14 protein-coding genes are annotated in these 22140 nt (G+C 70.5%); 7 read left to right on the forward strand and 7 right to left on the reverse strand.

Annotated features, from left to right (window positions below; translation table 11 throughout):
* Nucleotides 1-81: 81 nt before the first annotated feature.
* Nucleotides 82-3066, forward strand: a complete 2985-nt coding sequence (locus ACY8FT_RS02045; protein ID WP_462417283.1) for a vitamin B12-dependent ribonucleotide reductase — start codon at nucleotides 82-84, stop codon at nucleotides 3064-3066.
* Between the two features lie 256 nt (nucleotides 3067-3322).
* Here ACY8FT_RS02045 and ACY8FT_RS02050 read toward each other — a convergent pair whose 3' ends face one another.
* On the reverse strand, nucleotides 3323-4798 hold the full coding sequence (locus ACY8FT_RS02050; protein WP_462417284.1) for an HNH endonuclease signature motif containing protein: 1476 nt from the start codon (nucleotides 4796-4798) through the stop codon (nucleotides 3323-3325).
* Nucleotides 4799-4918: 120 nt separating this feature from the next.
* On the opposite strand from ACY8FT_RS02050, the gene ACY8FT_RS02055 reads away from it, so the two are divergent.
* Nucleotides 4919-5299: a hypothetical protein gene (locus ACY8FT_RS02055; RefSeq protein WP_462417285.1), complete on the forward strand. Its 381-nt coding sequence runs from the start codon at nucleotides 4919-4921 to the stop codon at nucleotides 5297-5299.
* Nucleotides 5300-5548: 249 nt separating this feature from the next.
* Complete coding sequence (locus ACY8FT_RS02060; RefSeq protein ID WP_462417286.1) at nucleotides 5549-6691, forward strand: sensor histidine kinase; 1143 nt, start codon at nucleotides 5549-5551, stop codon at nucleotides 6689-6691.
* A 3-nt stretch (nucleotides 6692-6694) separates the two neighbouring features.
* Here ACY8FT_RS02060 and ACY8FT_RS02065 read toward each other — a convergent pair whose 3' ends face one another.
* The 3 genes from ACY8FT_RS02065 to ACY8FT_RS02075 form a co-directional block, all read right to left on the reverse strand.
* The gene (locus ACY8FT_RS02065; RefSeq protein ID WP_462417287.1) at nucleotides 6695-7702 is read right to left on the reverse strand and encodes an NADP-dependent oxidoreductase; all 1008 of its coding nucleotides are present in this window, start codon (nucleotides 7700-7702) and stop codon (nucleotides 6695-6697) included.
* A gap of 204 nt (nucleotides 7703-7906) precedes the next feature.
* Entirely contained in the window at nucleotides 7907-9214 is a 1308-nt protein-coding gene (locus tag ACY8FT_RS02070) for an ISL3 family transposase (RefSeq protein ID WP_462417288.1), read from the reverse strand.
* A 96-nt stretch (nucleotides 9215-9310) separates the two neighbouring features.
* Nucleotides 9311-12304, reverse strand: a complete 2994-nt coding sequence (locus ACY8FT_RS02075) for a DUF3427 domain-containing protein (RefSeq protein ID WP_462417289.1) — start codon at nucleotides 12302-12304, stop codon at nucleotides 9311-9313.
* 188 nt (nucleotides 12305-12492) lie between these two features.
* Here ACY8FT_RS02075 and ACY8FT_RS02080 point away from each other — a divergent pair, with 188 nt between their 5' ends.
* Nucleotides 12493-13173, forward strand: a complete 681-nt coding sequence (locus ACY8FT_RS02080) for a hypothetical protein (RefSeq protein ID WP_462417290.1) — start codon at nucleotides 12493-12495, stop codon at nucleotides 13171-13173.
* 63 nt (nucleotides 13174-13236) lie between these two features.
* Here ACY8FT_RS02080 and ACY8FT_RS02085 read toward each other — a convergent pair whose 3' ends face one another.
* From ACY8FT_RS02085 to ACY8FT_RS02095, 3 genes are all read right to left on the reverse strand, one after another.
* Nucleotides 13237-14043: a hypothetical protein gene (locus ACY8FT_RS02085; RefSeq protein WP_462417291.1), complete on the reverse strand. Its 807-nt coding sequence runs from the start codon at nucleotides 14041-14043 to the stop codon at nucleotides 13237-13239.
* Nucleotides 14044-14192: 149 nt separating this feature from the next.
* Complete coding sequence (locus ACY8FT_RS02090; RefSeq protein WP_462417292.1) at nucleotides 14193-15455, reverse strand: Nramp family divalent metal transporter; 1263 nt, start codon at nucleotides 15453-15455, stop codon at nucleotides 14193-14195.
* Between the two features lie 100 nt (nucleotides 15456-15555).
* Nucleotides 15556-16152 carry a TetR/AcrR family transcriptional regulator gene (locus ACY8FT_RS02095; protein WP_462417293.1) on the reverse strand — a complete coding sequence of 199 codons (597 nt, stop codon included), beginning with the start codon at nucleotides 16150-16152 and terminating at the stop codon, nucleotides 15556-15558.
* A 155-nt stretch (nucleotides 16153-16307) separates the two neighbouring features.
* Between ACY8FT_RS02095 and ACY8FT_RS02100 the strand changes: the two genes are divergently transcribed.
* The 3 genes from ACY8FT_RS02100 to betT all read left to right on the forward strand — a co-directional run bounded on the left by ACY8FT_RS02100 (nucleotide 16308) and on the right by betT (nucleotide 22063).
* Nucleotides 16308-17798: an aldehyde dehydrogenase family protein gene (locus ACY8FT_RS02100; protein ID WP_462417294.1), complete on the forward strand. Its 1491-nt coding sequence runs from the start codon at nucleotides 16308-16310 to the stop codon at nucleotides 17796-17798.
* A 46-nt stretch (nucleotides 17799-17844) separates the two neighbouring features.
* The gene (gene betA / locus ACY8FT_RS02105) at nucleotides 17845-19599 is read left to right on the forward strand and encodes a choline dehydrogenase (protein WP_462417295.1); all 1755 of its coding nucleotides are present in this window, start codon (nucleotides 17845-17847) and stop codon (nucleotides 19597-19599) included.
* Nucleotides 19600-19738: 139 nt separating this feature from the next.
* Entirely contained in the window at nucleotides 19739-22063 is a 2325-nt protein-coding gene (gene betT / locus ACY8FT_RS02110) for a choline BCCT transporter BetT (protein ID WP_462417296.1), read from the forward strand.
* Nucleotides 22064-22140: the final 77 nt, after the last annotated feature.

The following is a 22140-nucleotide window of genomic DNA, read 5'->3' on the forward strand; positions in this document are numbered from 1 at the left end:
GCCACCGACCAGCGAGCCCAGACCACCAGCCCACAGATCCCGACCGACGGCCACCGGCCGCCCGCCCACCAAGGAGAGGTCATGACCGACACCACCCAGGCCCCCGCACCCACCCGGACCCCGGGCGGCGGACTCACGATCAACCGCATCCACACCACCCCGGGCGTGCACCCCTACGACGAGGTCACCTGGGAGAAGCGGACCGTCGAGCAGACCAACTGGAAGACCGGTGAGGTGATCTTCCGGCAGGAGGACGTCGAGTTCCCGTCGTTCTGGTCGGCCAACGCCTCCACCATCGTCACCACCAAGTACTTCCGTGGCGCCGTGGGCACCCCGGCCCGTGAGACCGGGCTGAAGCAGCTGATCGACCGCGTCGTGCTCACCTACGTGGCCGCCGGCAAGAAGCACGGCTACTTCGCCACCGAGGACGACGCGCTGGTGTTCGAGCACGAGCTCACCTACGCGCTGCTGCACCAGATCTTCAGCTTCAACTCCCCGGTGTGGTTCAACGTGGGCACCAAGAGCCCGCAGCAGGTGTCGGCCTGCTTCATCCTGTCGGTCGACGACTCGATGGACTCGATCCTGAACTGGTACCGCGAGGAGGGCTTCATCTTCAAGGGCGGCTCCGGTGCCGGCCTGAACCTCTCGCGCATCCGCTCCTCCAAGGAGCTCCTGAGCTCCGGTGGCAACGCCTCGGGTCCGGTGTCCTTCATGCGTGGTGCCGACGCCTCGGCGGGCACCATCAAGTCCGGTGGTGCGACGCGTCGTGCGGCCAAGATGGTCGTGCTCGACGTGGACCACCCGGACATCGTGGAGTTCGTCGACACCAAGGCGCGCGAGGAGGACAAGATCCGCGCGCTGCGTGACGCCGGGTTCGACATGGACCTCGGCGGCGACGACATCACCTCCGTGCAGTACCAGAACGCGAACAACTCCGTGCGCGTCTCCGACGAGTTCATGCGCGCCGTGGAGAACAAGGAGGAGTTCGGCCTCCGTTCGCGGACCACCGGTGACGTCATCGAGACCGTGGACGCCGGCGACCTGTTCACCCGCATGGCCAAGGCCGCGTGGGAGTGTGCCGACCCGGGCATCCAGTACGACGACACGATCAACCACTGGCACACCAACCCCGAGTCCGGCCGCATCAACGCTTCCAACCCGTGCTCGGAGTACATGTCGCTGGACAACTCGTCCTGCAACCTGGCGAGCCTGAACCTGCTGAAGTTCCTGAACGACGACGACACCTTCGACGTCGAGCGCTTCCAGGCGGTCACCGAGCTGGTCATCACGGCGATGGACATCTCGATCTGCTTCGCGGACTTCCCGACCGACCCGATCGGCGAGACCACCCGCGACTACCGCCAGCTCGGCATCGGCTACGCCAATCTGGGTGCCCTGCTCATGGCCACCGGCCACGGCTACGACTCCGAGGGTGGCCGCCAGCTGGCCGCCGCGATCACCTCGCTGCTGACCGGTGCGTCCTACAAGCGCTCGGCCGAGCTCGCCGCCGTGGTGGGCCCGTACGCCGGCTACGCCCGCAACGCCGAGGCCCACAACCGCGTGATGCGCCAGCACCGCGACGCGAACGCGCAGCTCGCGCCGATGCACGAGATGGACGCCCACATCCAGGACGCCGCCACCGAGGCGTGGGACGCCGTCGTGGCTCTGGGTGACGAGAACGGCTACCGCAACGCGCAGGCCTCCGTGCTGGCGCCCACCGGGACCATCGGCTTCATGATGGACTGCGACACCACCGGCATCGAGCCGGACTTCTCGCTGGTGAAGTTCAAGAAGCTGGTGGGCGGCGGCTCCATGCAGATCGTGAACCAGACCATCCCGCGTGCGCTGAAGCTGCTGGGCTACGACCAGGCCACGACCGACGAGATCGTCGAGTACATCGCCGAGCACGGTCACGTGGTGGATGCCCCCGGCCTGGCCGAGGAGCACTACGAGATCTTCGACACCGCGATGGGTGAGCGCGCCATCGCCCCGATGGGGCACGTCCGCATGATGGCGGCGGTGCAGCCGTTCCTGTCCGGTGCGATCTCCAAGACGGTGAACCTGCCCGAGCGCGCCACCGTCGAGGAGATCGAGGAGGTCTACCTCGAGGGCTGGAAGCTGGGCCTGAAGGCACTGGCCGTCTACCGCGACAACTGCAAGGTCGGCCAGCCACTGAGCTCCGGCAAGGGTGAGAACAAGGGCGCCGAGGCCGAGGGCGACGACGCCACGGCCGAGACCGCCGCCCCGCAGGTGGAGAAGGTCGTGGAGTACCGCCCGGTGCGCCGTCGCCTGCCCAAGCGCCGGACTGCTCAGACCACGAGCTTCGCCGTGGGCGGCGCCGAGGGCTACCTCACCGCCGGGACCTACGAGGACGGTTCGCTGGGCGAGATCTTCCTGAAGTTCGGCAAGCAGGGCTCCACCCTGGCGGGTGTGATGGACGCGTTCTCCATCGCCGTGTCGGTGGGCCTGCAGTACGGCGTGCCGCTGGAGACCTACGTGGAGAAGTTCAGCAACCTGCGCTTCGAGCCGGCCGGCATGACCGACGACCCCGACGTGCGCATGGCCCAGTCGCTCATGGACTACGTGTTCCGTCGCCTGGCGCTGGACTACATGGACTTCGAGACCCGTGACTTCATGGGCATCCACACGGCCGAGGAGCGCACCCGCCACCTGGAGACGGGCTCCTACGCGCCGCAGGGTGGCTCGTACTCCTCGGACTCCGGTTCGGGTGAGCAGGACGAGCAGGACATGGAGAGCCAGCTCGAGTCCTACAGCCAGTCGATCGCCCCGGCCGCTGCGAAGCGTCCCGAGGGTGTGGCCGGGTCCTCCCGGGTGGAGCCGGCGGACACCGCGGTCCAGGGTGACGCCGCCGCCGACGCCCAGGCGACTGCGGCCGAGGCCGCGAAGCCGGCAGGCTCGCAGGTGCACTCCTCCGCGGAGCTCATGGAGGCCAAGTTCGGCAAGGCCGCCGACGCGCCGCTGTGCATGACCTGCGGCATCAAGATGCGCCCGGCGGGTTCCTGCCACATCTGCGAGGGCTGCGGCAGCACCTCCGGCTGCAGCTGATCCCCGCCGGCTGGCGGGCCGGAGCCCGGCCCGCCAGCCCACGCGTCCGCCCGTGGCCAGCGCGGCTCGCCCGCTTGGCAGACCGCCAGGCCCGCCGCCACGTCGTCGGGGTGACGCCCGCCCACGCCCGTAGGGCCCACCATGCAGCATCGAGACCAACGAGTGGGTCCACGCACGCACGCCCACGCCCGTAGGGCCCACCAGGACGCCACGTCCCGGTGGGCCCTACGGGCGTTCGGGCCAGGTGGACGAGTGCTCAGGCCCACCACGCACCGGTGCGTGGTGGATCGACGGATCCGCCCGCTTCCGGCAGCGTCGGGTCGCGCCACTCCACCCCGTCGGGCCGCACGGTGGCGACGAGCCCGTCGCGGTGCACGATCGTGTGGTGCCGCCGACACAGCAGCGTCAGGTTGTGCAGGGCAGTCTCGCCCCCGTCCGCCCAGTGGCGGATGTGGTGTGCGTCGCACCACCCTGGTGGTCGGTCGCAGCCCGGGGCGGTGCAGCCCCCGTCACGGGTGGCGAGTGCTGCGCGCATCTCCGGTGTGGCCAGACGGTGGACCCGTCCGGTGTCCAGTGGTGCTGACGGGCCGCCGAGGACCTGCGGCAGGACGTCCGCGTCGCAGGCCATCCGTCGCAGCTGACCGGCGGTGAGCACCTCACCGGTGTGCGTGGTGCCGAAGCTCGCTGCTCCGGCGTCCGCCGCAGGCAGGATGCCCCGCGCCCACCCACGCCCACGCCCACTCCGGGGCCGGGGCCCGGTCAGGATGCTGCTCGTGCCCTCAGCGGGCAGGTCCCCAACCTCGTCGACGCGCTCCTCGAGAGCCTCCCGGAGCGCTGCGGCGTCGGCCGTGACGATCAGGGTCGTCGAGCCCGACAGGCCGCAGCCACCGGCGGTGGCGCGCGAGTCCTCCGCCTGGGCGCGCTCCAGCAGCTCCAGAAGTGCTTCGGCCCGACGCTGGGCGGGGGAGCGGTGGTCGGTGACCAACGGGTCGAGCCCGCACGTGGTGTCAGCTGCCCACGGTCCTCCGGCAGCGTCCTCCCCGGTCGTTCCCGTCTCGGGGCGCGGTCCGCTGAGTCCGGCGATCGCGGCGTCGAAGCGCGCTGCATCCGGCACGCACAGCTCCAGCGTGTAGCGCACCCGTCCCGCCATGCGGCGCGATGTCGTCAGAGAGTTCACCTGGCGGGCCCGTTCATCCATCTCGTCGAGGACGTCGTCCCCGTACCGGGCGATGATCTCCCGCGTCAGCTGGTCCATCGCCCGCTGCGAACCGTCACTGGCCGCAGCGCGGTCCAAGTAGTGCCCGGTGATCTCCGAGACGTCGGCGTTCGGCACCAGCGGCGTGGTCCGTCGGGCCTCGCGGACGGCCCTGGCCGCCAGCCTCACCCCGATCCCGTCCTCCCACAGCGCCGTGCGCAGCGAGGCCCCGTCCGGCCCCTTGGAGGCGGTGGCCAGCAGGGCCACCGCGCTCGCCGAACCCGGCTCCCGCTCACCGGCCCGCTGCCGCACCCACTGGGTGGTGCTCGCACACCGACTGGCCGCCACCACGCCACGCTCCGTCGCCTCGGCGGTGACACCGACGATCGCGGACTCCGCCGCCCGCGCCAGGGCGCCGAGGGTCTCCATCGCCTCGTCCAGCTCGTGGTCCTGCACCTGCCACAGGCCCTCCCGGGCACCTCGTAGCTCCTCGAGCAGGCCTCGGGCGTCCTCCAGGACCTCTCGTGCTCCCCGCATGTCGTCACCCCCCCGGTGCTTCACATCCTGCATCCATGGTACACAAAAGCCTAATGCAATGCAACAAATGTACGCATCTGTGGACGGATCCCCACCCGACTCCCCGTAGGCTGTCGCGCGATGACGCCCGTCTTCCTCTTCCTGAGCGCGCTCCTGTTCCTCCTGCTGGGGGTGCTGGTGTTGGACCTGCGTGCCGTGGGGCGCCCCGTGCGCAGCACCACCGGCATGCTGCTCCTGGCCAGCCGGCAGGCGTCCCACTGCGACGGGTGCCGCCGCGCCGTCCACCTGCGGGCCCGCCCGTGGGTGATGGTGTCGATGGCCGTCATCCTCATCGGCCTGGCCTGCGGTGCGCTCATGGCCACCTCGCCCAGCGTCCCCAGCGGTGTGCCCGGCTCGGTGCTGTGCCTCACCGCCCTGCTCGCCGTCCTGCCGCTGGCGGTGGTGAACCACCGGGCCTCCCGCCACGTCCGGGAGAGCACCGGTCACGACCCGGGCCTCTGACCCCCCCCGCCGGGGCACCCAGCACGCTCCCCGCGTCCGTTCGGCATCCGTGCGGCGCCCGTTCGGAGGCCATGTGGCACGGCAGGTGGCCCCCGTATTATGACGGGATGAGTTCCTCCACCCTTGGTGCCCTCCTCCCGGGCGCCAAGGCGTCCGACCCGCGTCGTGACACCGAGGCCTCCTCGCCGTGGCAGGAGCTCCTGCTGCTCCTCATCGTCTGGCTGGCGGGGCCTGGGGTACGTCCTGCTGATGTTCTGGACGGGGGACAAGGACCTGGGCGAGGGCTTCCGGCACCGCCTGGAGACCCTGCGCACCGTCGACCTGGTCATCGGCCACCTCAGCCTGCCGCTGCTTCTGCTGCGGCACCGCCGGCCGGTGTCCACCACCGTCGTGCTCGGCCTGCTCATGACGGTCTCGACCTTCGTGGTCATGAGCTTCCTGTGCGCCCTGGTGACCCTCGCCTCGCACCGTCGCCTGCCGGAGATCGGCCTGGCGGTGGTCACCCTGCCCGTGTCCTCCCTGTTCTACGCGCTCTCCGTGGACAAGTGGCTGCAGCGCGATGAGGCCGAGGGGGTGTTCACCTTCGGCTTCGGTGCCAACCTGGCCTACGGCCTCGTCATCGCCCTGGTCTTCGTGCTGCTCGGCTGGAACATCGGTGCGCGGCGGGAGCTCGCCATCAGCGTCGCCGAGCAGGCGGCCAGCGCGGAGCGCGAGCAGGCTGCCCGCCTCGCGCAGGCTCGTGTGACCGAGCGCAACCGCATCGCCCGCGAGATGCACGACGCCCTGGGCCACCGCCTCTCCGTGCTCACGATGCACGCGAACGGGCTGGCCTACCGTCACGACCTCAGCGCTCAGGAGGTCCGGGAGGCCTCGGGCACCATCGCCACCCAGGCGCGCACCGCGCTGAACGACCTGCGGGAGATCCTCGGCGTCCTGCGCTCGGACACCACGGGCGACACGGTGCTCGAGAACTCGCCCACGCCGCCGGATCTCTCCGGTGTGGCCGTGATGGTCGAGAACGCGCAGCAGGCCGGCTGCCCGGTCACCCTCGACGTGCCCGAGGCGCTCTGCGAGCAGGCGAAGGGGCTGCTGCCCATCTCCACCAGCCGGCACGCCTTCCGCATCATCCAGGAGGCGCTCACCAACGCGCTCAAGCACGCCCCCGGGTGCCCCGTGCTCATCGAGATCGGCGGCCGTGCCGGGACGGGGCTGACCGTCCGCGTCGTCAACGAGCTGCCGCAGGAGGGGGAGGAGCCCACCGACGTCGTCAGCGGCGGTCTGGGGCTCACCGGCCTGCACGAGCGCGTCGACCTCGCCGGCGGCCGGGCGACCACGGGCGAGGTCGACGGGGAGTTCGTCGTCGACGTGTGGCTTCCGTGGTCGCGCCGCTGACCCTCAGGGACGCACGATCATCTTGCCGGTGTTCGCACCGCGCAGCAGGTCGATGAACGCCTGCGGGGCGTCCTCGATGCCGTGACGCTCGGTCACCTGCCACTGCAGTGAACCGTCCGCCACGAACGGTGCCACCTGCTCGATGAAGGCGTCCTTCTCGGCCGCGAAGTCGGCGGCCAGCAGCCCCTGCAGGCGCAGCCGCTTGCCGATCACCAGGGCCAGGTTCCGCGGGGCCGTCGGCGGCTCGGTCGCGTTGTACTGGCTGATCGCGCCGCACATCGCCACGCGCCCGTGCACGTTCAGGGCACCCAGGGCGGCCTCCAGGTGGTCGCCGCCCACGTTGTCGAAGTACAGGTCGATGCCGTCGGGCGCCGCCTCGGCGAGCTGCCCCGGCAGGTCGCCCGCGCGGTAGTCGATGGCGGCGTCGAAGCCGAGTTCCTTCAGGTGGGCGGCCTTCTCGGGGCCGCCGGCCGAGCCGATCACCCGGGAGGCGCCCAGCAACTTGGCGAGCTGGCCCACCATCGAGCCGACGGCGCCGGCCGCGCCGGAGACGAACACGACGTCGCCCTCCTGCAGGCCGCCGGTGCGGGTGAGGCCGCCCCAGGCCGTCAGGCCGGGCATCCCCAGCACGCCCAGGTAGGCGGCATCCGGTACGGACCCGGTGTCCACAACGGTGGCGTCCGCGGCGTCCACCACGGCCAGGTCGCGCCAGCCGAGGAAGTGGGTCACGTGGGCGCCGACGGGGACGTCCTCGGAGCGCGACTCGATCACCTCGCCGACGGCGTGGCCGGTGAGCGGCTCGTCGATTCCGAAGGGCGGGATGTAGGACTTCACGTCGTTCATGCGGCCGCGCATGTACGGGTCGACGCTGACGGCGCTGTTGCGCACCAGCACCTGGCCGGGCTCCAGGGGCGGCAGCTCGACGGTCTCGGTGCGGAAGTTCTCGAGCGTCGGCTCACCCGTGGGGCGGGAGGCCAGGACGATGCGGGTGGAGGTGCGGTCGGTGCTCACGGTTGCCGCCTTCTCGGGTAGGGGAGCGGGGCGCACGGGGCAACGCGGCGGGGTGGGGGTGTGTTCCGTGGGTCAGGCCACAGCGCTCGCTGCCTGCTGGATCTCGGCGGAGAGCGGCCGGTCGAGCTCCCACGTGATCGACATCGGTGCAGACCCCTCGTGAGATCGATAGCGCGCAGTGCCCAGACAGACGAAACCGGCTCTTCACGAATGAGGGTGTAGCGCGGGTCTGAACCCTCCGGCTTCGAGCAGCGACCGAGCGATGTAGTGGGTGAGGTTGCGGAAGCCGAGGGCGGAGCCGCGGAGGTGTTCGAGTCGCCCGTTGATGGCCTCGGTCGGGCCGTTGCTGGTGCCGGGGCGGTCGAAAAACGCGAGGATGTCGCCCGCCCGCTGCTTCATGGTCCGGCCGAGCTTGCGGACCTCGACGAGCGCCGCGGGAACGCCGCTGCTGATCGCAGCGATCACCTCCTGCATCATCGCCTTCGCTTTCTTCTTGTCGGGCTCCCGGTAGGCCGCGACGATGCGCTGGTAGATGCCCCAGGTCGCCTCGACCTCGACGTGCTCCTCGCTCGCGAACACTGCGTCCAGGCGTGCCCGCTGCCGGTCGGTGAGCAGGCTCGCCCCGGTGTGCAGGGTGCGGCGGGCTGTGTAGAGCGGGTCGCCCTTGAGCCCGCGGTGACCGGTGGTGTCTTGCTGGACCCGACGCCGGCAGACATCCAGCGCGTCGCCGGCGAGGCGGACCACGTGGAACGGGTCCATGACGGGGACGGCGTCGGGGAGTTCCTCGGCGGCAGCGGTCTTGAACCCGGCGAAGCCGTCCATCGCGACCACCTCGATCCGCTTCGCCCAGTCCGCAGGGCGGGCGGCGAGCCACTGCTTGAACACCGCCTTGGAGCGGCCCTCGACCATGTCCAGCAGCCTCGCCGGCCCGGTCTTGTTCCTCGCGGGCGTGAGGTCGATGATCACGGTGACGTACTTGTCGCCCAGCCTCGTGTGTCGCCAGACGTGCTCGTCGACACCGATCGTGGTGACCCCGTCGAACCGGGCGGGGTCGTCGATCAGGCGCCGCTTGCCTTCCGCGAGGACGGCGGCGTTCGCGGCACTCCAGGACACCCCGAGACCTGCGGCGACGCGGGTGACGGTGAGGTGGTCGATGACGATGCCCCGCAGCGCCCACTCCAGGCCGCCGCGGGAGATCTTCGCACGCGGCGCCGCTGCCCGCGTCATGTCCTGCCGCCACGTGCGCCGGCAGTGTCCGCACCGGTACCGGCGCACCCGCACCAGCAGGGTCGTCGGCCGGTGCCCGAACGGCTCGTGCGCCAGTCGACGCGTGACCGTGTCCCGCGGCACGCCCTCGACGCCGCACGTCCGACACCACGGGTCGTCCTCGACGACGCGGCACTCGATCGTGGCCCGATCCGGCTCGATCAGCTGGCCGACGGCGACGAGGCCGAGCTCGTCGAGGCGGCAGAACGTGGTCAGGTCAGGGGTCGCGAAAGTAGGGTGGAGCACGTCGAGGTCTTTCGGGATGGCGAGCGTGAAGAACTTCCATCATCCGGGAGACCTCGACCCCTACCCGGCCACCGACGCGCTCAACCGACTACACCGTCAACTGCGAAGAGCCACGAAACCAGGGGTGTGCCCGAACTCGTCCTTCGTGTTCACCGCTCGTGCGAAGAGCACCACGTGGCAACCGCGCTCCTCGTGGTGGATGTAGCGCTGGCCGGTGGGACTCGATGGTGTGGTGCGCGATTGCGACTGCCAATGGAAATGCCGCGAGCCGAGGGCATAGTCCTGATACATCGTGCTGGGAGAGAACAGGGCCTCGGACTTCTTCACGGTGATGAGCAGGGCATCTGTCTCCCAGGTCGCAGACCAGTACACGCCTTCACGATGGCTGATGGTCTGGGTGGCTTCAGCCGCGTAGTCCAAAGCAGCCAGGATCTCCTCCCGGGCATAGGTGGCATGCGAGGCCAATCCCGTTTCTTCCAAGCTGCCGGTCAGGGGTCGCGCGATGTGCCGGATACGTGACTCTGCGATGTCCAGCACCTGGAGGAACTCCTCGCACGCGGGGCGGGAACGAGCCAGGTGTGCCAACCCCTCGGCCCACGTGGTGCGCCCTCCCTTGGGCCAGATAATGCTGTGCAGCATGCGGCCAAAGCGCTGCATCTGCGGGGACTCGTCGTCGTAGTCAGGAGCATCGGGTGCGAGCCAGCGGCGATAGGCATGCAGCCGTTCCTGATCGTCGATGCGGAAGAACATGTGGCGTCGCTTAAGGAGCTCTTCCTCGTCGGCGGATGCCGGCTCCTTGTCGATCAGACCCGCCTGGCGCTGCAGCGCCGTCCACGAGCTGTTCTTAACGATGCGTTCTGGATCCGTTCTCAAGGCCGACGCGAAATCTGTGAGAGAGGGTGCCGCGTGCTTCTTGAGCTCCGCCACCAGCCGGGGGCGATTGAGCTGCAGCGAGACCCGGAGGGATTCCAGGACCTCCTCCTGCGCGACATCGTCTAGCACGATCTGGCTGCCTGCTGGCAGGAACGGGAAACCGTGGCGTACATGCCGGCCCAGCTCACCGCGGGTTACACCGGTCATGGCGAGGAAGCGCTGTTCTAGACGAAAGTTCTCGTGGTGGTGGCCCACGAAGTCCAGAGCAGTGAGAACCGCCTTGGACGCATGCCGACGCAGTCCCCGGCCGAGCTGCTGCAGGAAGATCGTGGGGCTGTCCGTGGGACGCAGAAACAAGACGGTGTCGACTTCCGGGATGTCGACACCTTCGTTAAACAGGTCGGCGGTGAAGATGGCGGAGATGTCGCCAGCGACTAGGGCTGACCGCGTATCGAGGCGTTCCGCGGTCTTTGAGTCCCCAGACAGCGCGCGGGCAGGGATGCCGGCCTCGGTGAAGACGCGCGCCATGAAACGGGCATGTTCCACCCCGACGCAGAATCCCAGGGCGCGCATGGCCAGGGGATCGGTGACCTTGTCCCGCACCGCTTTGAGAATGATGCGGGCTCGTGCCTGATTTCCCGTGTACAGAGTGGTGAGCTGGTCCTGGTCGTACGAGCCGCGCGTGAAGCTGACCGACCGGAGGTCTGTCGCATCCGCGATGCCGAAGTAGTGGAAGGGAGACAGAAGGTCGCCGGCCAGGGCATCCCACAACCGCAGTTCGTAGGCCGTCCGCCCGTCGAAGAATGCGTCCTGGATGCGTATGTCATCGGCACGCTCGGGAGTGGCAGTGAGGCCGAGCAGCTCCCGAGGCTGGAAGTGGTCCAGAAAGATGCGGTAGGTCTGCGCGGCGGCGTGGTGGAACTCGTCCACGATCACGATGTCGAAATGGTCGCGGGGAAGATCGTCCAAGCGGTTGGAGAGACTCTGGACGGTTGCGAAGACATGGTCCCAGCGATGCGTCGTGTAGTGAGATCCCAGGATCTCGCCGAAGGACCCATCGCCCAGAATCTCTTGGAAGGTCCGTCGAGCCTGCTCGAGGATCTCGACCCGGTGAGCGACGAAGAGCAGGCGTGGCCGTGTCGAGGATGCTTCGGCGAGATTCCGGTAGTCGAATGCTGCGACGACGGTCTTGCCGGTTCCTGTGGCCGCCACCACCAGATTACGGTGCCGGTCATGAATCTCCCGTTCGGCCTGCAGCGCGTCCAGCATCTCCTGCTGGTAGGGGTATGGGCGGTGTTGAAGTCCCGACAGGTCCATCACCAGGGACGTGGCGGATGTGCCTCCAGCGATAGCCAGCGCATCGTCGAGTCGGTCGCCATCACGTTCGGGCAGGTAGGTCTCGAATGATGGGTCGTTCCAATAGGAATCGAAAGTGGCCCTGAACTTCTCCAGCAGGTGAGGGGTTCCGCCTTGGGTCAAGCGGACGTTCCATTCCACACCGTCCAGCAGCGCTGCCCGGGAGAGATTTGACGACCCGACGTACGCCGTGTGGAAGCCCGTTCGCCGGCGGAAGAGCCATGCCTTGGCGTGCAGCCGCGTTGCGCGGGACTCAAAGTGCACCTTCACCTGGGCGCCGAACTGGTGCACCAGCCAGTCGACTGCTCGCCGCTCTGTGGCGCCCATGTAGGTGGTGGTGATGATGCGCAGCGGCACCCCTGCCTCGCTCAGGAGCCGGAGCTCTCGCTCCATCGTGCGCACGCCAGCGAACTTAATGAAGGCGCACAGGAGGTCCACTTCGTCAGCACTGTCGAGTTCACGGGTGAGTTCGGCGCCCATGGACGGTTCGCCGTGAGCATTCGTCAGCAGCGCTGACTCACTCAGCGGCGTACTGGGGGATCGCCGGTAGCGGGGAGCCTCCCCGATAGCGGGTGTGTCGATGACAGAGACCAGCCGCCGGAGCTGTTCATTGGCGGGGGACTCGGCGGCGGCATCGATGGCCTGGGTGACGGTCTCGACCAGTGCCACCCGGTCTCGACCGGGCCGTGTCTGGCGCAACCTGCGGCGCAATGCCTGCGTCAGGTGAGTGACGGCGAACTCCACCTCGTCCTCGTCCGGGACGGATTCGTACTCGACCTCCGCATGTGTGGTCGCGAGGCGGTCACGCAGCGCATGCGTCACCAAGTGGTCGTAACGCCCCTCGGGCAAACGGTCCGTCATGGTGGGCAGCTTGCCAGCTGCCACTCCTATTTGCCGGCGCTCGCGGAGGCGGCCGTGCCTCAACCGCTGTGCGCGGCCGCGTTCCCCGCCTCGCCTTCCCGGGGTGTGCCGCACTACGTCACGGCCCCACAGGGTTTCCCGCGTGGTGGGCGGCGGGATCGCCGTCACCATGGGCCACAATTCCGCCCATGGCCGTCGACCCGAACAAGATGTCCCCGCAGGACTACCTGCAGCACCTCAACGAGGAGTCCGCGCGGCGCCGGGCCGAGCAGACCGCCCGCCTGCTGGGGGACCGGGCCACCACCCAGCCCTCCGCGCAGGGCGGGGACCTGGTGGAGACGACGGTCAGCACGGAGCGCTCCACGAGGGCCAGCTCCCACGCGGCAGCCCCATCGACCTCGACGACCTCGGACACCACCACCTCGCCGACCGTCAGTGGTGAGGAGGAGGGCGCCCAGACGATCGGCCAGCGTCTGGTCTCGCCCGGCCACTGGGTCGGTGGTCTGCTCTGGGCGGCACTCGCCGGTGGGGCCACCGCCCTGTGGCCCGGTGTGGGGCAGATCCTCACCGGACGCTGGTTCACCGGGCTCGCGCTGTTCTTGTTCTACGGCCCGATCGAGGACTTCCTGCGGTGGAACCCCGACCTGCAGCTGGCCGTCGGCCAGACCGGCGAGACGTTGGCGCGCTGGTTCTGGTGGGTCGTCATCGCCCACGCGATGCTGTCCGCCCTGCGCTCGACCTTCGCGCCCAAGAACCCCACGGGCACGTCGAGCACCGAGGACGACGAGGCCGAGGCGAGCAACGAGGGGAGCGGCTCCGACGATGCCCGCCGGGCTGCCCGGGGGACGCACGAGGCCGGCGACGACTGAGCGTCGTCGCCGGCCCCGGCCGGTCGATGGGGCTACGGGCCGACTGGCCCGAGCCGGGACCCGTCAGTAGCGCCGATCCCCGGGCGGGGCGTAGGGGTCGTGCTCCCACGGGGCAGGCTGACCCTGCGGGGGCTGCGGAACCTGGCTCTGCGGGGGCACCACGCCGCGGGGCGGCACACCGCCGGGCTGACGCGTCGGATCCTCCGGCCGACCCGGCGCCGGGGCCTGCGCACCGGGGGGCGGGGGAGGCGTGCCCGGCTGGCCGAACGAGGACGGGTTCTGCGTGTACCCGCCGCCGGGCTGCGCGGGGGAGGCGCCGTAGCCGTACTGGTCGTACCCACCGGGGCCGCCGTACCCGCCCGAGCCGCGGCGGTCCCGCTTGGCCCCGGCCACCCACAGGATGATGCCGAGGACGGTCACCAGGAAGGCGAGCCCACCGAGCAGGAGGCCCCCCAGCAGCCCGAGACCACCGAAGGCGAAGCCGTTGGGGTCGACGTGGTCCGTCAGCTTCACGCCGTCCCCGGTGCAGTCCACCCGGTGGGTCCCCGAGTCGTCGACGTCGAAGGCGCCCACGAGCTCCACCTCGTCCTCGGCGGTGTACTCGTCGTCCTCGCTGGGGGTGGTGCCCACTGAGGAGCCGTCCGGGTCGGTCACCGTGCAGGTGGCGCTGCTGTCGGAGTCCAGCGGTGTGGTGAGCAGGTGGTGGTCGCCCTCCTCGAGCTCCACCTCGGTGCTGCCGCTGATGGTCTGCCCCGAGGTGAGGGCCTCGCCCGTCTGGGCGGCCTGGACGACTCCCCAGCCGAAGATCACCGCCCCGATGACGAGCCCCAGCACCCCGAGGGCCGTCAGTACCTGCCCGAAACGCTTCACGAGAGCCTTCCTCCTCAGACGAAAAGTCCCCGGTGCCGGGGCTGGCCACACCCTCACACGTCCGGGGCCGATTCACCCTCCTACCGGCGGGGGACGGTGCACCGGTGCACGTGGTGCCGCGGTGTGTGACAGCAGGAGGGGGCCCCGGCTCAGCCGACGAGCTCGACCAGCTGCTGCACGGCCAGGTAGGCGAACAGCGCCGCGCAGATGGTCAGCATCGTGTTGCTCAGCCAGCCGTTGCGCCAGGCGCGCGGGGTGCGATCGGTGTTCAGGATCCACAGCAGGGTGACGGCCAGGAAGGGCATGAAGAAGGCCCCCAGCACGCCGTAGGCCAGGATCAGCCAGACCGGCTTGCCCAAGAACATCGTGAGCATGGGCGGGAAGGTCAGCCACAGGACGAAGGCCACGTACCAGCGGCCGCCGGCCTGCCGGTCCGGGTGGTCCTCCGGCTTGCCCAGGGCGTCACCGGCGAAGTCCGCGAACATCATGGACACGCCGTTCCACACGCCGAGGATCGAGGACATCGCCGCGGCCCAGAAGCCCACCAGGAAGAGGGTGCCGACGGCCCGGCCGTAGCGATCGGCCAGCACGTCCGAGAGCTGCACGAGGCCCTTGTCGCCGCTGGCCACGGCCTCGGAGGTGGAGTACAGCAGCTCCGCACCGACGATGAGCGTGGAGATGACGAAGATGCCGGTCACCACGTAGGCGACGGTGTTGTCCGTGCGCATCAGACGCATGTGGGCCGGGGTGGTCCACCCCTTCTCCCGGATCCAGTAGCCGTATGCCGCCAGGGTGATGGTGCCGCCGACGCCGCCGGCCACGGACAGCAGGTTCACCAGGCCGCCCTCGGGGACGGTGGGCACCAGACCCTTGGCGAGCTCCGGCAGGTTGGGCAGCGTGAAGGCCGCGGCCACCACCATCACCACGAACATGACGCCGACGAGGGCGGCACAGACCTTCTCGAAGAGCTCGTAGCGGCTCAGCAGCACCAGGGCCATGCCCGCCAGACCGGAGAGGATGCCCCACCAGGCCACCGACAGGCCGGGGAACAGGGCGTGCAGCGGGAAGCCGGTGCCGGCCATCGCGGCCGCGCCGTAGACGAAGCCCCAGATCACGATGTAGGGGGCGAAGTACCAGCTGGTCCAGCGGCCCAGCGAGCGCCATCCCTCGTAGATGGTGTGTCCGGTGGCCAGGCTGTAGCGCCCGGCCCCCTCCACCAGCGCGATCTTGAGGATGCAGCCGGCCACCACGGCCCACAGCAGGGCGTAGCCGAACTTCTGGCCGGCGATGACGGTGGCCACCAGGTCGGCGGCACCCACACCGGTGGCGGCGACGACCAGGCCGGGGCCGATGAGGGAGAACCCGCCCCGCTGGGCGGGACGGGCGTCTGGGGTGGACGGGGAAGCGGACACGACTGCCCTCCTGGACGAGGTGGTGGGGACCTGCGGGGCCGGGACGCGCCCCACGGAGGGCGCATGGTGTCACAGATCACGCCATCACCGGGAGGGGGTCTCAGCCGGTGGGCGCCCCCTGTGCGAGGGCGGCGGCGGCCAGGGCCTCGGCCGTGCGCTCGGCGGTCTCGATGGCCTCGTCCGCGGGGCCGCGCAGCATGAGCGCGAGCATGCCCTCGTAGGCGATCTCGACCTGGTCGGCCAGCGCGCCCGCCAGGGAGGGGCTCTGCGGCAGCAGCTCGTGTGCGGCCAGCAGGAGGCGGCGGCGCAGCTGCTCGCGGTCGGCGACCAGCACCTTCTGCACCGCCGGGACGGGGGAGGACTGCGCCGAGGCCGTGGCGTGGAAGGAGCACCAGCGCTCGCGGAGGCGGGAGTGGTGGTACTCGCGCATGGCCATGAACACCGACAGCAGCCGCTCGGTGGGGGTGCCCGCGTGCTCCCAGTGGCGGTCCCACACCTCGGTCCAGACGGCCAGCCGGCGCTCCAGGGCCTCGGCCAGGAGGCCGTCCTTGTTGCCGAAGTGCGTGTAGAGGCTCGCCGCCGAGGCCCCGGCCTCCTTGAGGATCGCGCCGACGGGGGTGTTCACCGAGCCGTCCACGAACATCATCCGGGTCGCCACCTCGAGGAGGCGTTCGCGCACGGGGGTCTTGGGGGGCATGGGCCGATCCTAGCCGCGATCCGGCCGACATGAAATGTGCATTACTGTGAAACGTCCGTTACTGTGCTGGTGTCACGACGTGGTGAGGACGCCGTCGGCCCCGGGTCGACGCGGCCGTCCCGACCCCGTGCAGCGAACCCACCAGGAGGAACGACGTGTCCGAGCTGTTCATCGACGGTCAGTGGGTCCCCGCCGGATCCGGGGCCACCCGCGAGATCACCTGCCCCGCCGACGGCAGCCACGTGGCCACCGTCGCCGAGGCCGGCGCGGAGGACGTCGAGCGCGCCATCGCCGCCGCCCGTCGCGCCTTCGACGCCGGCGACTGGTCCACCCGGCCCACCCCCGAGCGGGCCCGCCTCGTCTCCGAGCTCGCCGACGCGCTGGAGGCCGAGAAGGAGGAGGTCGCCCGCGCCGAGGCCCTCGACACCGGCAAGCGCCTGGTCGAGGCCCGCATCGACATGGACGACATCATCGGCGTCTTCCGGCACTTCGCCGCCCTGGGCCAGCAGGAGGCCGGTCGGGTGGTCGACACCGGCATGCCGGACGTCGAGTCCAAGGTGGTCCACGAGCCGGTGGGCGTGTGCTCCCTCATCACGCCGTGGAACTTCCCGCTGCTGCAGACGGCCTGGAAGGTGGCCCCCGCCCTGGTGGCCGGCAACACCTTCGTGCTGAAGCCCAGCGAGCTGACCCCGCACACGTCCATCTGGCTGCTGCGCACCCTGGAGCGCCTCGGCCTGCCCGCCGGCGTCGGCAACCTCGTGCTCGGCCCGGGTGACCCGGTCGGTGCCCGCCTGACCGACCACCCCGACGTGGACCTCGTCTCCTTCACCGGCGGACTGCACACCGGCCGCCGGATCATGGCCGCGGCCGCCGACACGGTGAAGAACGTCGCCCTGGAGCTCGGCGGCAAGAACCCCTTCGTGCTCTTCGCCGACGCGGACCTGGACGCCGCGATCGACAACGCCGTCACCGCGATCTTCCTGGACTCCGGGCAGGTCTGCTCGGCCGGCAGCCGCCTGGTCGTCGAGGAGTCCGTGCGCGACCGGGTGGTGGACGAGATCGTCCGCCGCGCCGAGCAGATCCGCCTCGGTGGCCCGCTGGACGAGCAGGCCGAGTCCGGCCCCCTGATCAGCACCGCCCACCAGCAGAAGGTGCACGCCTACGTGCAGTCCGCCGTCGCCGAGGGTGCGGTGCTGCGCTGCGGCGGCGAGGTGCCCGGTGGCGAGCTGGCCGCGGGCTCCTACTACCGCCCGACCGTGCTGGACGGCTGCTCCACCGAGATGGAGTGCGTGCAGACCGAGAGCTTCGGCCCCGTGCTCACCGTCGAGACCTTCTCCGGCGACACCCGGGAGGAGGCCGAGGACGCCGCCGTCGCCCTGGCCAACGACACGATCTACGGCCTGGCCGGCGCGGTGTGGACCGAGAACGCCGGGCGCGCCGCCCGCGTGGCCGGCCGGCTGCGCCACGGCACCGTCTGGATCAACGACTTCCACCCGTACGTGCCGCAGGCCGAGTGGGGTGGCATGAAGCAGTCCGGCATCGGCCGCGAGCTCGGTATCGCCGGGCTGGGGGAGTACGTCGAGACCAAGCACGTCTGGCACAACACCCGCCCCGCCCGCGCCGACTGGTTCGCCGACCGCGGCTGAGCCACCCCGCCCCGAGACCTTTCGACCCCCTGACCCGAGGAGAACGATGAAGAAGCGCTACGACTACGTGATCGTCGGCGGTGGCTCCGCCGGCTCCGTGCTGGCCAACCGCCTGTCCACCGACCCGTCCACCAGCGTGCTGGTGCTGGAGGCCGGCCGGGCCGACTTCGCCTGGGACCCGCTGATCCAGATGCCCGCCGCCCTGGTCTTCCCCAGCGGCAACCCGCTCTACGACTGGGCCTACGAGTCCGAGCCCGAGCCGCACATGGGCGGCCGCCGCGTGAAGCACGCCCGCGGCAAGGTGCTGGGTGGCTCGTCCTCCATCAACGGCATGATCTTCCAGCGCGGCAACGCCGGCGACTACGCCAAGTGGGCGCAGAACGAGGGCATGGAGCACTGGGACCACGCCCACAACCTGCCCTACTTCAAGCGCATGGAGACCTGCCTGTCCGGCGCCGACGCCTGGCGCGGCGGCGCGGGCCCGCTGAAGCTCGAGCGCGGCCCGGCCAGCTCGCCGCTCTTCCAGGCCTTCTTCGAGGCCACGCAGCAGGCCGGCTACCCCCGCACCGACGACGTGAACGGCTACCGGCAGGAGGGCTTCGCGCCCTTCGACCGCAACGTCTTCCAAGGCTCGCGCCTCTCGGCCTCGCGCGCCTACCTGTGGCCGATCCGCAAGCGGAAGAACCTGCACGTGCGCACCCTGAGCCACGTGACCGAGCTGCGCTGGGAGGGCACCCGCGTCACGGGCGTCGACTTCGTCCGCGGCCCGCGCCGCACCCACCACTCGGTGGAGGCCGGGGAGGTCATCCTCTGCGGTGGCGCGTTCAACTCCCCGCAGACGCTGCAGCTCTCGGGCGTCGGTGACCCCGAGACCCTGCGCGCCGCCGGCGTCACGCCGCGCGTCGAGCTGCCGGGCGTGGGCCAGAACCTGCAGGACCACCTCGAGGTGTACCTGCAGCACGCCGCCACCCAGCCGGTGTCGATGGCGCCGTGGCTGGACCTCAAGAAGGCGCCGTACATCGGGGCCGAGTGGCTGTTCCGCAACCGGGGCCCGGGCGCGACCAACCACTTCGAGGCCGGTGGCTTCATCCGCACCAGCGACCGCGTGGACTACCCGAACCTGATGTTCCACTTCCTGCCGATCGCGGTGCGCTACGACGGCACCGCCTCCGGCGGCGACCACGGCTACCAGGTGCACATCGGCCCGATGAACTCCGACGTGCGCGGCGACCTGCGGATCCGCAGCAACGACCCGTTCCAGCACCCGGCCATCCGGTTCAACTACCTGTCCACCGAGAACGACCGCCGCGAGTGGGTCGAGGTCATCCGCGCCGCCCGGCACATCCTGGGTCAGCCGGCCTTCGCCCCGTTCAACGGCGGTGAGATCTCGCCCGGACCGTCGGTGCAGACCGACCAGGAGATCCTGGACTGGGTGGCCCAGGACGCCGAGACCGCGCTGCACCCGAGCTGCTCGGCCAAGATGGGCCGCGACCCGATGAGCGTCGTGGACCCGGACACGATGCAGGTGCACGGCACCCAGGGGCTGCGCGTCGTCGACGCCTCGGTGTTCCCCTCCATCACCAACGGCAACATCTACGCCCCGGTGATGATGGTGGCCGAGAAGGCCGCCGACCTGATCGCCGGCAACACGCCGCTGGCCCCGGAGCACCCGCCGGTCTACCGCGCGAACGCGGGCATGCCGCTGTACCCGCAGGGTGACCCGCGCAACGACGCCTGGGACGCGCTCGAGTCCGTCCCGACCGCCGAGGAGGCCCTCCGCGCTTCCGGCACCGTCGGCTGACGCCCCCCGCGACCGGGGCGGGGACCCCATCGGGGTCCCCGCCCCGGTTCGCATGCCCGCGCGCCGGGGTCAGAGGCCGGCGCACCCCACACACCGCACGCTCACTCCCGCACCGTCGCCGGTGCGGAGGAAGGAAGCCATGAGCTCCGTCATGACCGAGGAACACGCCGCGCCGCCGGGCGAGGAGCAGGAGGGGCCGCGCGTCGTGTGGCCCGTTCTGGTCCCCGCGGGTCTGGTCACCGTGCTCGTCGCCGGGTGGGCCCTGGTGGCCCCGGAGGCGTCCGCCACCCAGCTGGGTCACCTCGTCGGCTGGATCTCCAACTGGTTCGGCTGGTTCTACATCGCGCTGGCCACCGTCGTGCTCGTCTTCGTCGTGTACCTGGCCCTGCGCTACTCGCGCGTCCGGCTCGGCGCCGACAGCGACCGGCCCGAGTTCTCGACCTTCGCCTGGGCAGCGATGCTCTTCGCCGCCGGCATCGGCACCGACGTCATGTTCTTCGCCGTCGCCGAGCCCGCCACCCAGTTCCTCGCACCGCCCGAGGTCGAGGCCGGCTCCATCGAGGCCGCCCGCGAGGCGACCGTCTGGACGATGTTCCACTACGGCATCACCGGGTGGGGCATGTACACGCTCATGGGCATCGCGCTGGGCTACTTCGCCCACCGGCGAGGGTTGCCGCTGGCCGTCCGCTCGGCGCTGCACCCGATCTTCGGGCGCCGCATCCAGGGCCCCGTGGGCCACGCGGTGGACACCGCGACCGTGCTGGGCACCATCTTCGGTGTCGCCACCTCGCTGGGCATCGGCGTCGTCATGCTCAACGTCGGCATCGACATCCTCTTCGGGACCGGGCAGGGGACCGGCGCCCAGATCGGCCTGGTCGTGCTCGCGGTGGCCGTGGCGACCGTCTCGGCGACCACCGGCGTCGACCGCGGCATCCGGCTGCTCTCGCAGCTGAACGTGCTGCTGGCGATCCTGCTCGCCGGCTGGGTGCTGGTCACCGGCGAGACCTCCTTCCTGCTGCGCGCCATCACCATGAACGTCGGGGACTACGTCTCGCTCTTCCCGGGCATGACGCTCAACACCATGGCCTTCGACCACCCGAGCGACTGGATGGGCGCGTGGACCCTCTTCTTCTGGGCCTGGTGGGTGGCCTGGGCGAGCTTCGTCGGCATGTTCCTGGCCCGCATCTCGCGCGGTCGCACCATCGGGCAGTTCGTGTTCGGCACGCTCACCATCCCCTTCTGCTACATCGTCATGTGGGTCTCGGTGTTCGGGAACACCGCGGTCGAGCGCATCCGCGGCGGTGACAAGGCGTTCGGAGAGCTGGCCATGAACTCGCCCGAGCAGGGCTTCTTCACCCTCCTGCAGGACCACCCGCTGCCGATGGTGCTCGTGGGTCTGGCCACCTTCGTCGGGCTGCTGTTCTACGTGACCTCCGCCGACTCCGGTGCGCTGGTCATGGCCAACCTGTCCTCGTACCTGCCGGACCCGGAGCACGACGCCCACCCGGCGCTGCGCATCTTCTGGGCCGTCGCGACCGGTGTGCTCACCATCGCGATGCTGCTGGTGGGCGGCATCCCGGCGCTGCAGAGCGCCACCATCGTGATGGGCCTGCCGTTCGCCGTGGTGATGATCCTGGTGATGGTGGGCCTGCACCGGGCCCTCGAGGCCGAGCGGGCCCGGGCGGACGCGCACCGTGCCTCGCTGACCGGTCAGCTGGCCCGCGGCGAGGAGCACGGTGGCTCGTGGCGCCGTCGACTCGGTCTGGCGCTCGGCTCGGTGAGCGTCGGTCGTGCGACCGCGCGGCTCGACGAGACGGTGCTCCCGGCCCTGGAGTCGGTGGCGACCGAGCTGCGGGGGCAGGGCGTGGAGGCGCGGGTCGAGGCCAGCGAGCCGCTGGAGCGGGGCCGCGTCAAGCGTCGTGCCGCCCTCATCGTGCCGGCGCCGGTGATGGCCGACGGGAGCGGGCCGATGGACCCCTTCCGCTACCCGGTGCAGGTGCGGGTGGTGCCGCAGCCGAGCTACGGCGCCCGCGTGCTGGAGGCCGACGACACGACCACCCGGCTGGAGGTCGCCCTGCCGACCGGTGAGGTCTACGACGTGCTCGGGTACGACGCGGACACCCTGTGCCACGACGTGCTCGACCACTACGAGCGCTGGGCGGCGTACGCGCCGTACCCACCCGGACCCCCGTATGGGGGACCTCCGTACGGGGCCTGCGGGGGCCGGTGGGAGCGGCGTCCCAGGATCCACAGCAGGATGCCGAGGCCGAGCAGCAGCAGGGCCAGGGAGAAGCCGAAGATCGCCCCCAGCATGCCGAAGACGGCCGCGATGATCGCCAGGACGAGGAACACCAGGCCCAGCACGGTGAGGACCTTGCCGGCGCCCCTCATCGGACGCTCCAGAGGCACTGGGCCCCCGCCGACGGTGCGACGGGGGAGGTCCCCCGGAGGGTCTCCCTCCTGACCGGTGTGTGGACGAACGACGAGGAGGGTCCCGGCACACGCCGGGACCCTCCTCGTCGGTGTCGTGCCGCGGGGGCA

The sequence above is a fragment of the Kytococcus sp. Marseille-QA3725 genome (assembly GCF_054950055.1).

Coding starts and splice junctions, on each gene's coding strand:
- ACY8FT_RS02045 (WP_462417283.1), top strand. CDS start 82: ATGACCGACACCACCCAGGCCCCCGCACCCACCCGGACCCCGGGCGGC.
- ACY8FT_RS02050 (WP_462417284.1), bottom strand. CDS start 4,798: ATGCGGGGAGCACGAGAGGTCCTGGAGGACGCCCGAGGCCTGCTCGAG.
- ACY8FT_RS02055 (WP_462417285.1), top strand. CDS start 4,919: ATGACGCCCGTCTTCCTCTTCCTGAGCGCGCTCCTGTTCCTCCTGCTG.
- ACY8FT_RS02060 (WP_462417286.1), top strand. CDS start 5,549: ATGTTCTGGACGGGGGACAAGGACCTGGGCGAGGGCTTCCGGCACCGC.
- ACY8FT_RS02075 (WP_462417289.1), bottom strand. CDS start 12,304: ATGACGGACCGTTTGCCCGAGGGGCGTTACGACCACTTGGTGACGCAT.
- ACY8FT_RS02080 (WP_462417290.1), top strand. CDS start 12,493: ATGGCCGTCGACCCGAACAAGATGTCCCCGCAGGACTACCTGCAGCAC.
- ACY8FT_RS02095 (WP_462417293.1), bottom strand. CDS start 16,152: ATGCCCCCCAAGACCCCCGTGCGCGAACGCCTCCTCGAGGTGGCGACC.
- betA (WP_462417295.1), top strand. CDS start 17,845: ATGAAGAAGCGCTACGACTACGTGATCGTCGGCGGTGGCTCCGCCGGC.
- betT (WP_462417296.1), top strand. CDS start 19,739: ATGAGCTCCGTCATGACCGAGGAACACGCCGCGCCGCCGGGCGAGGAG.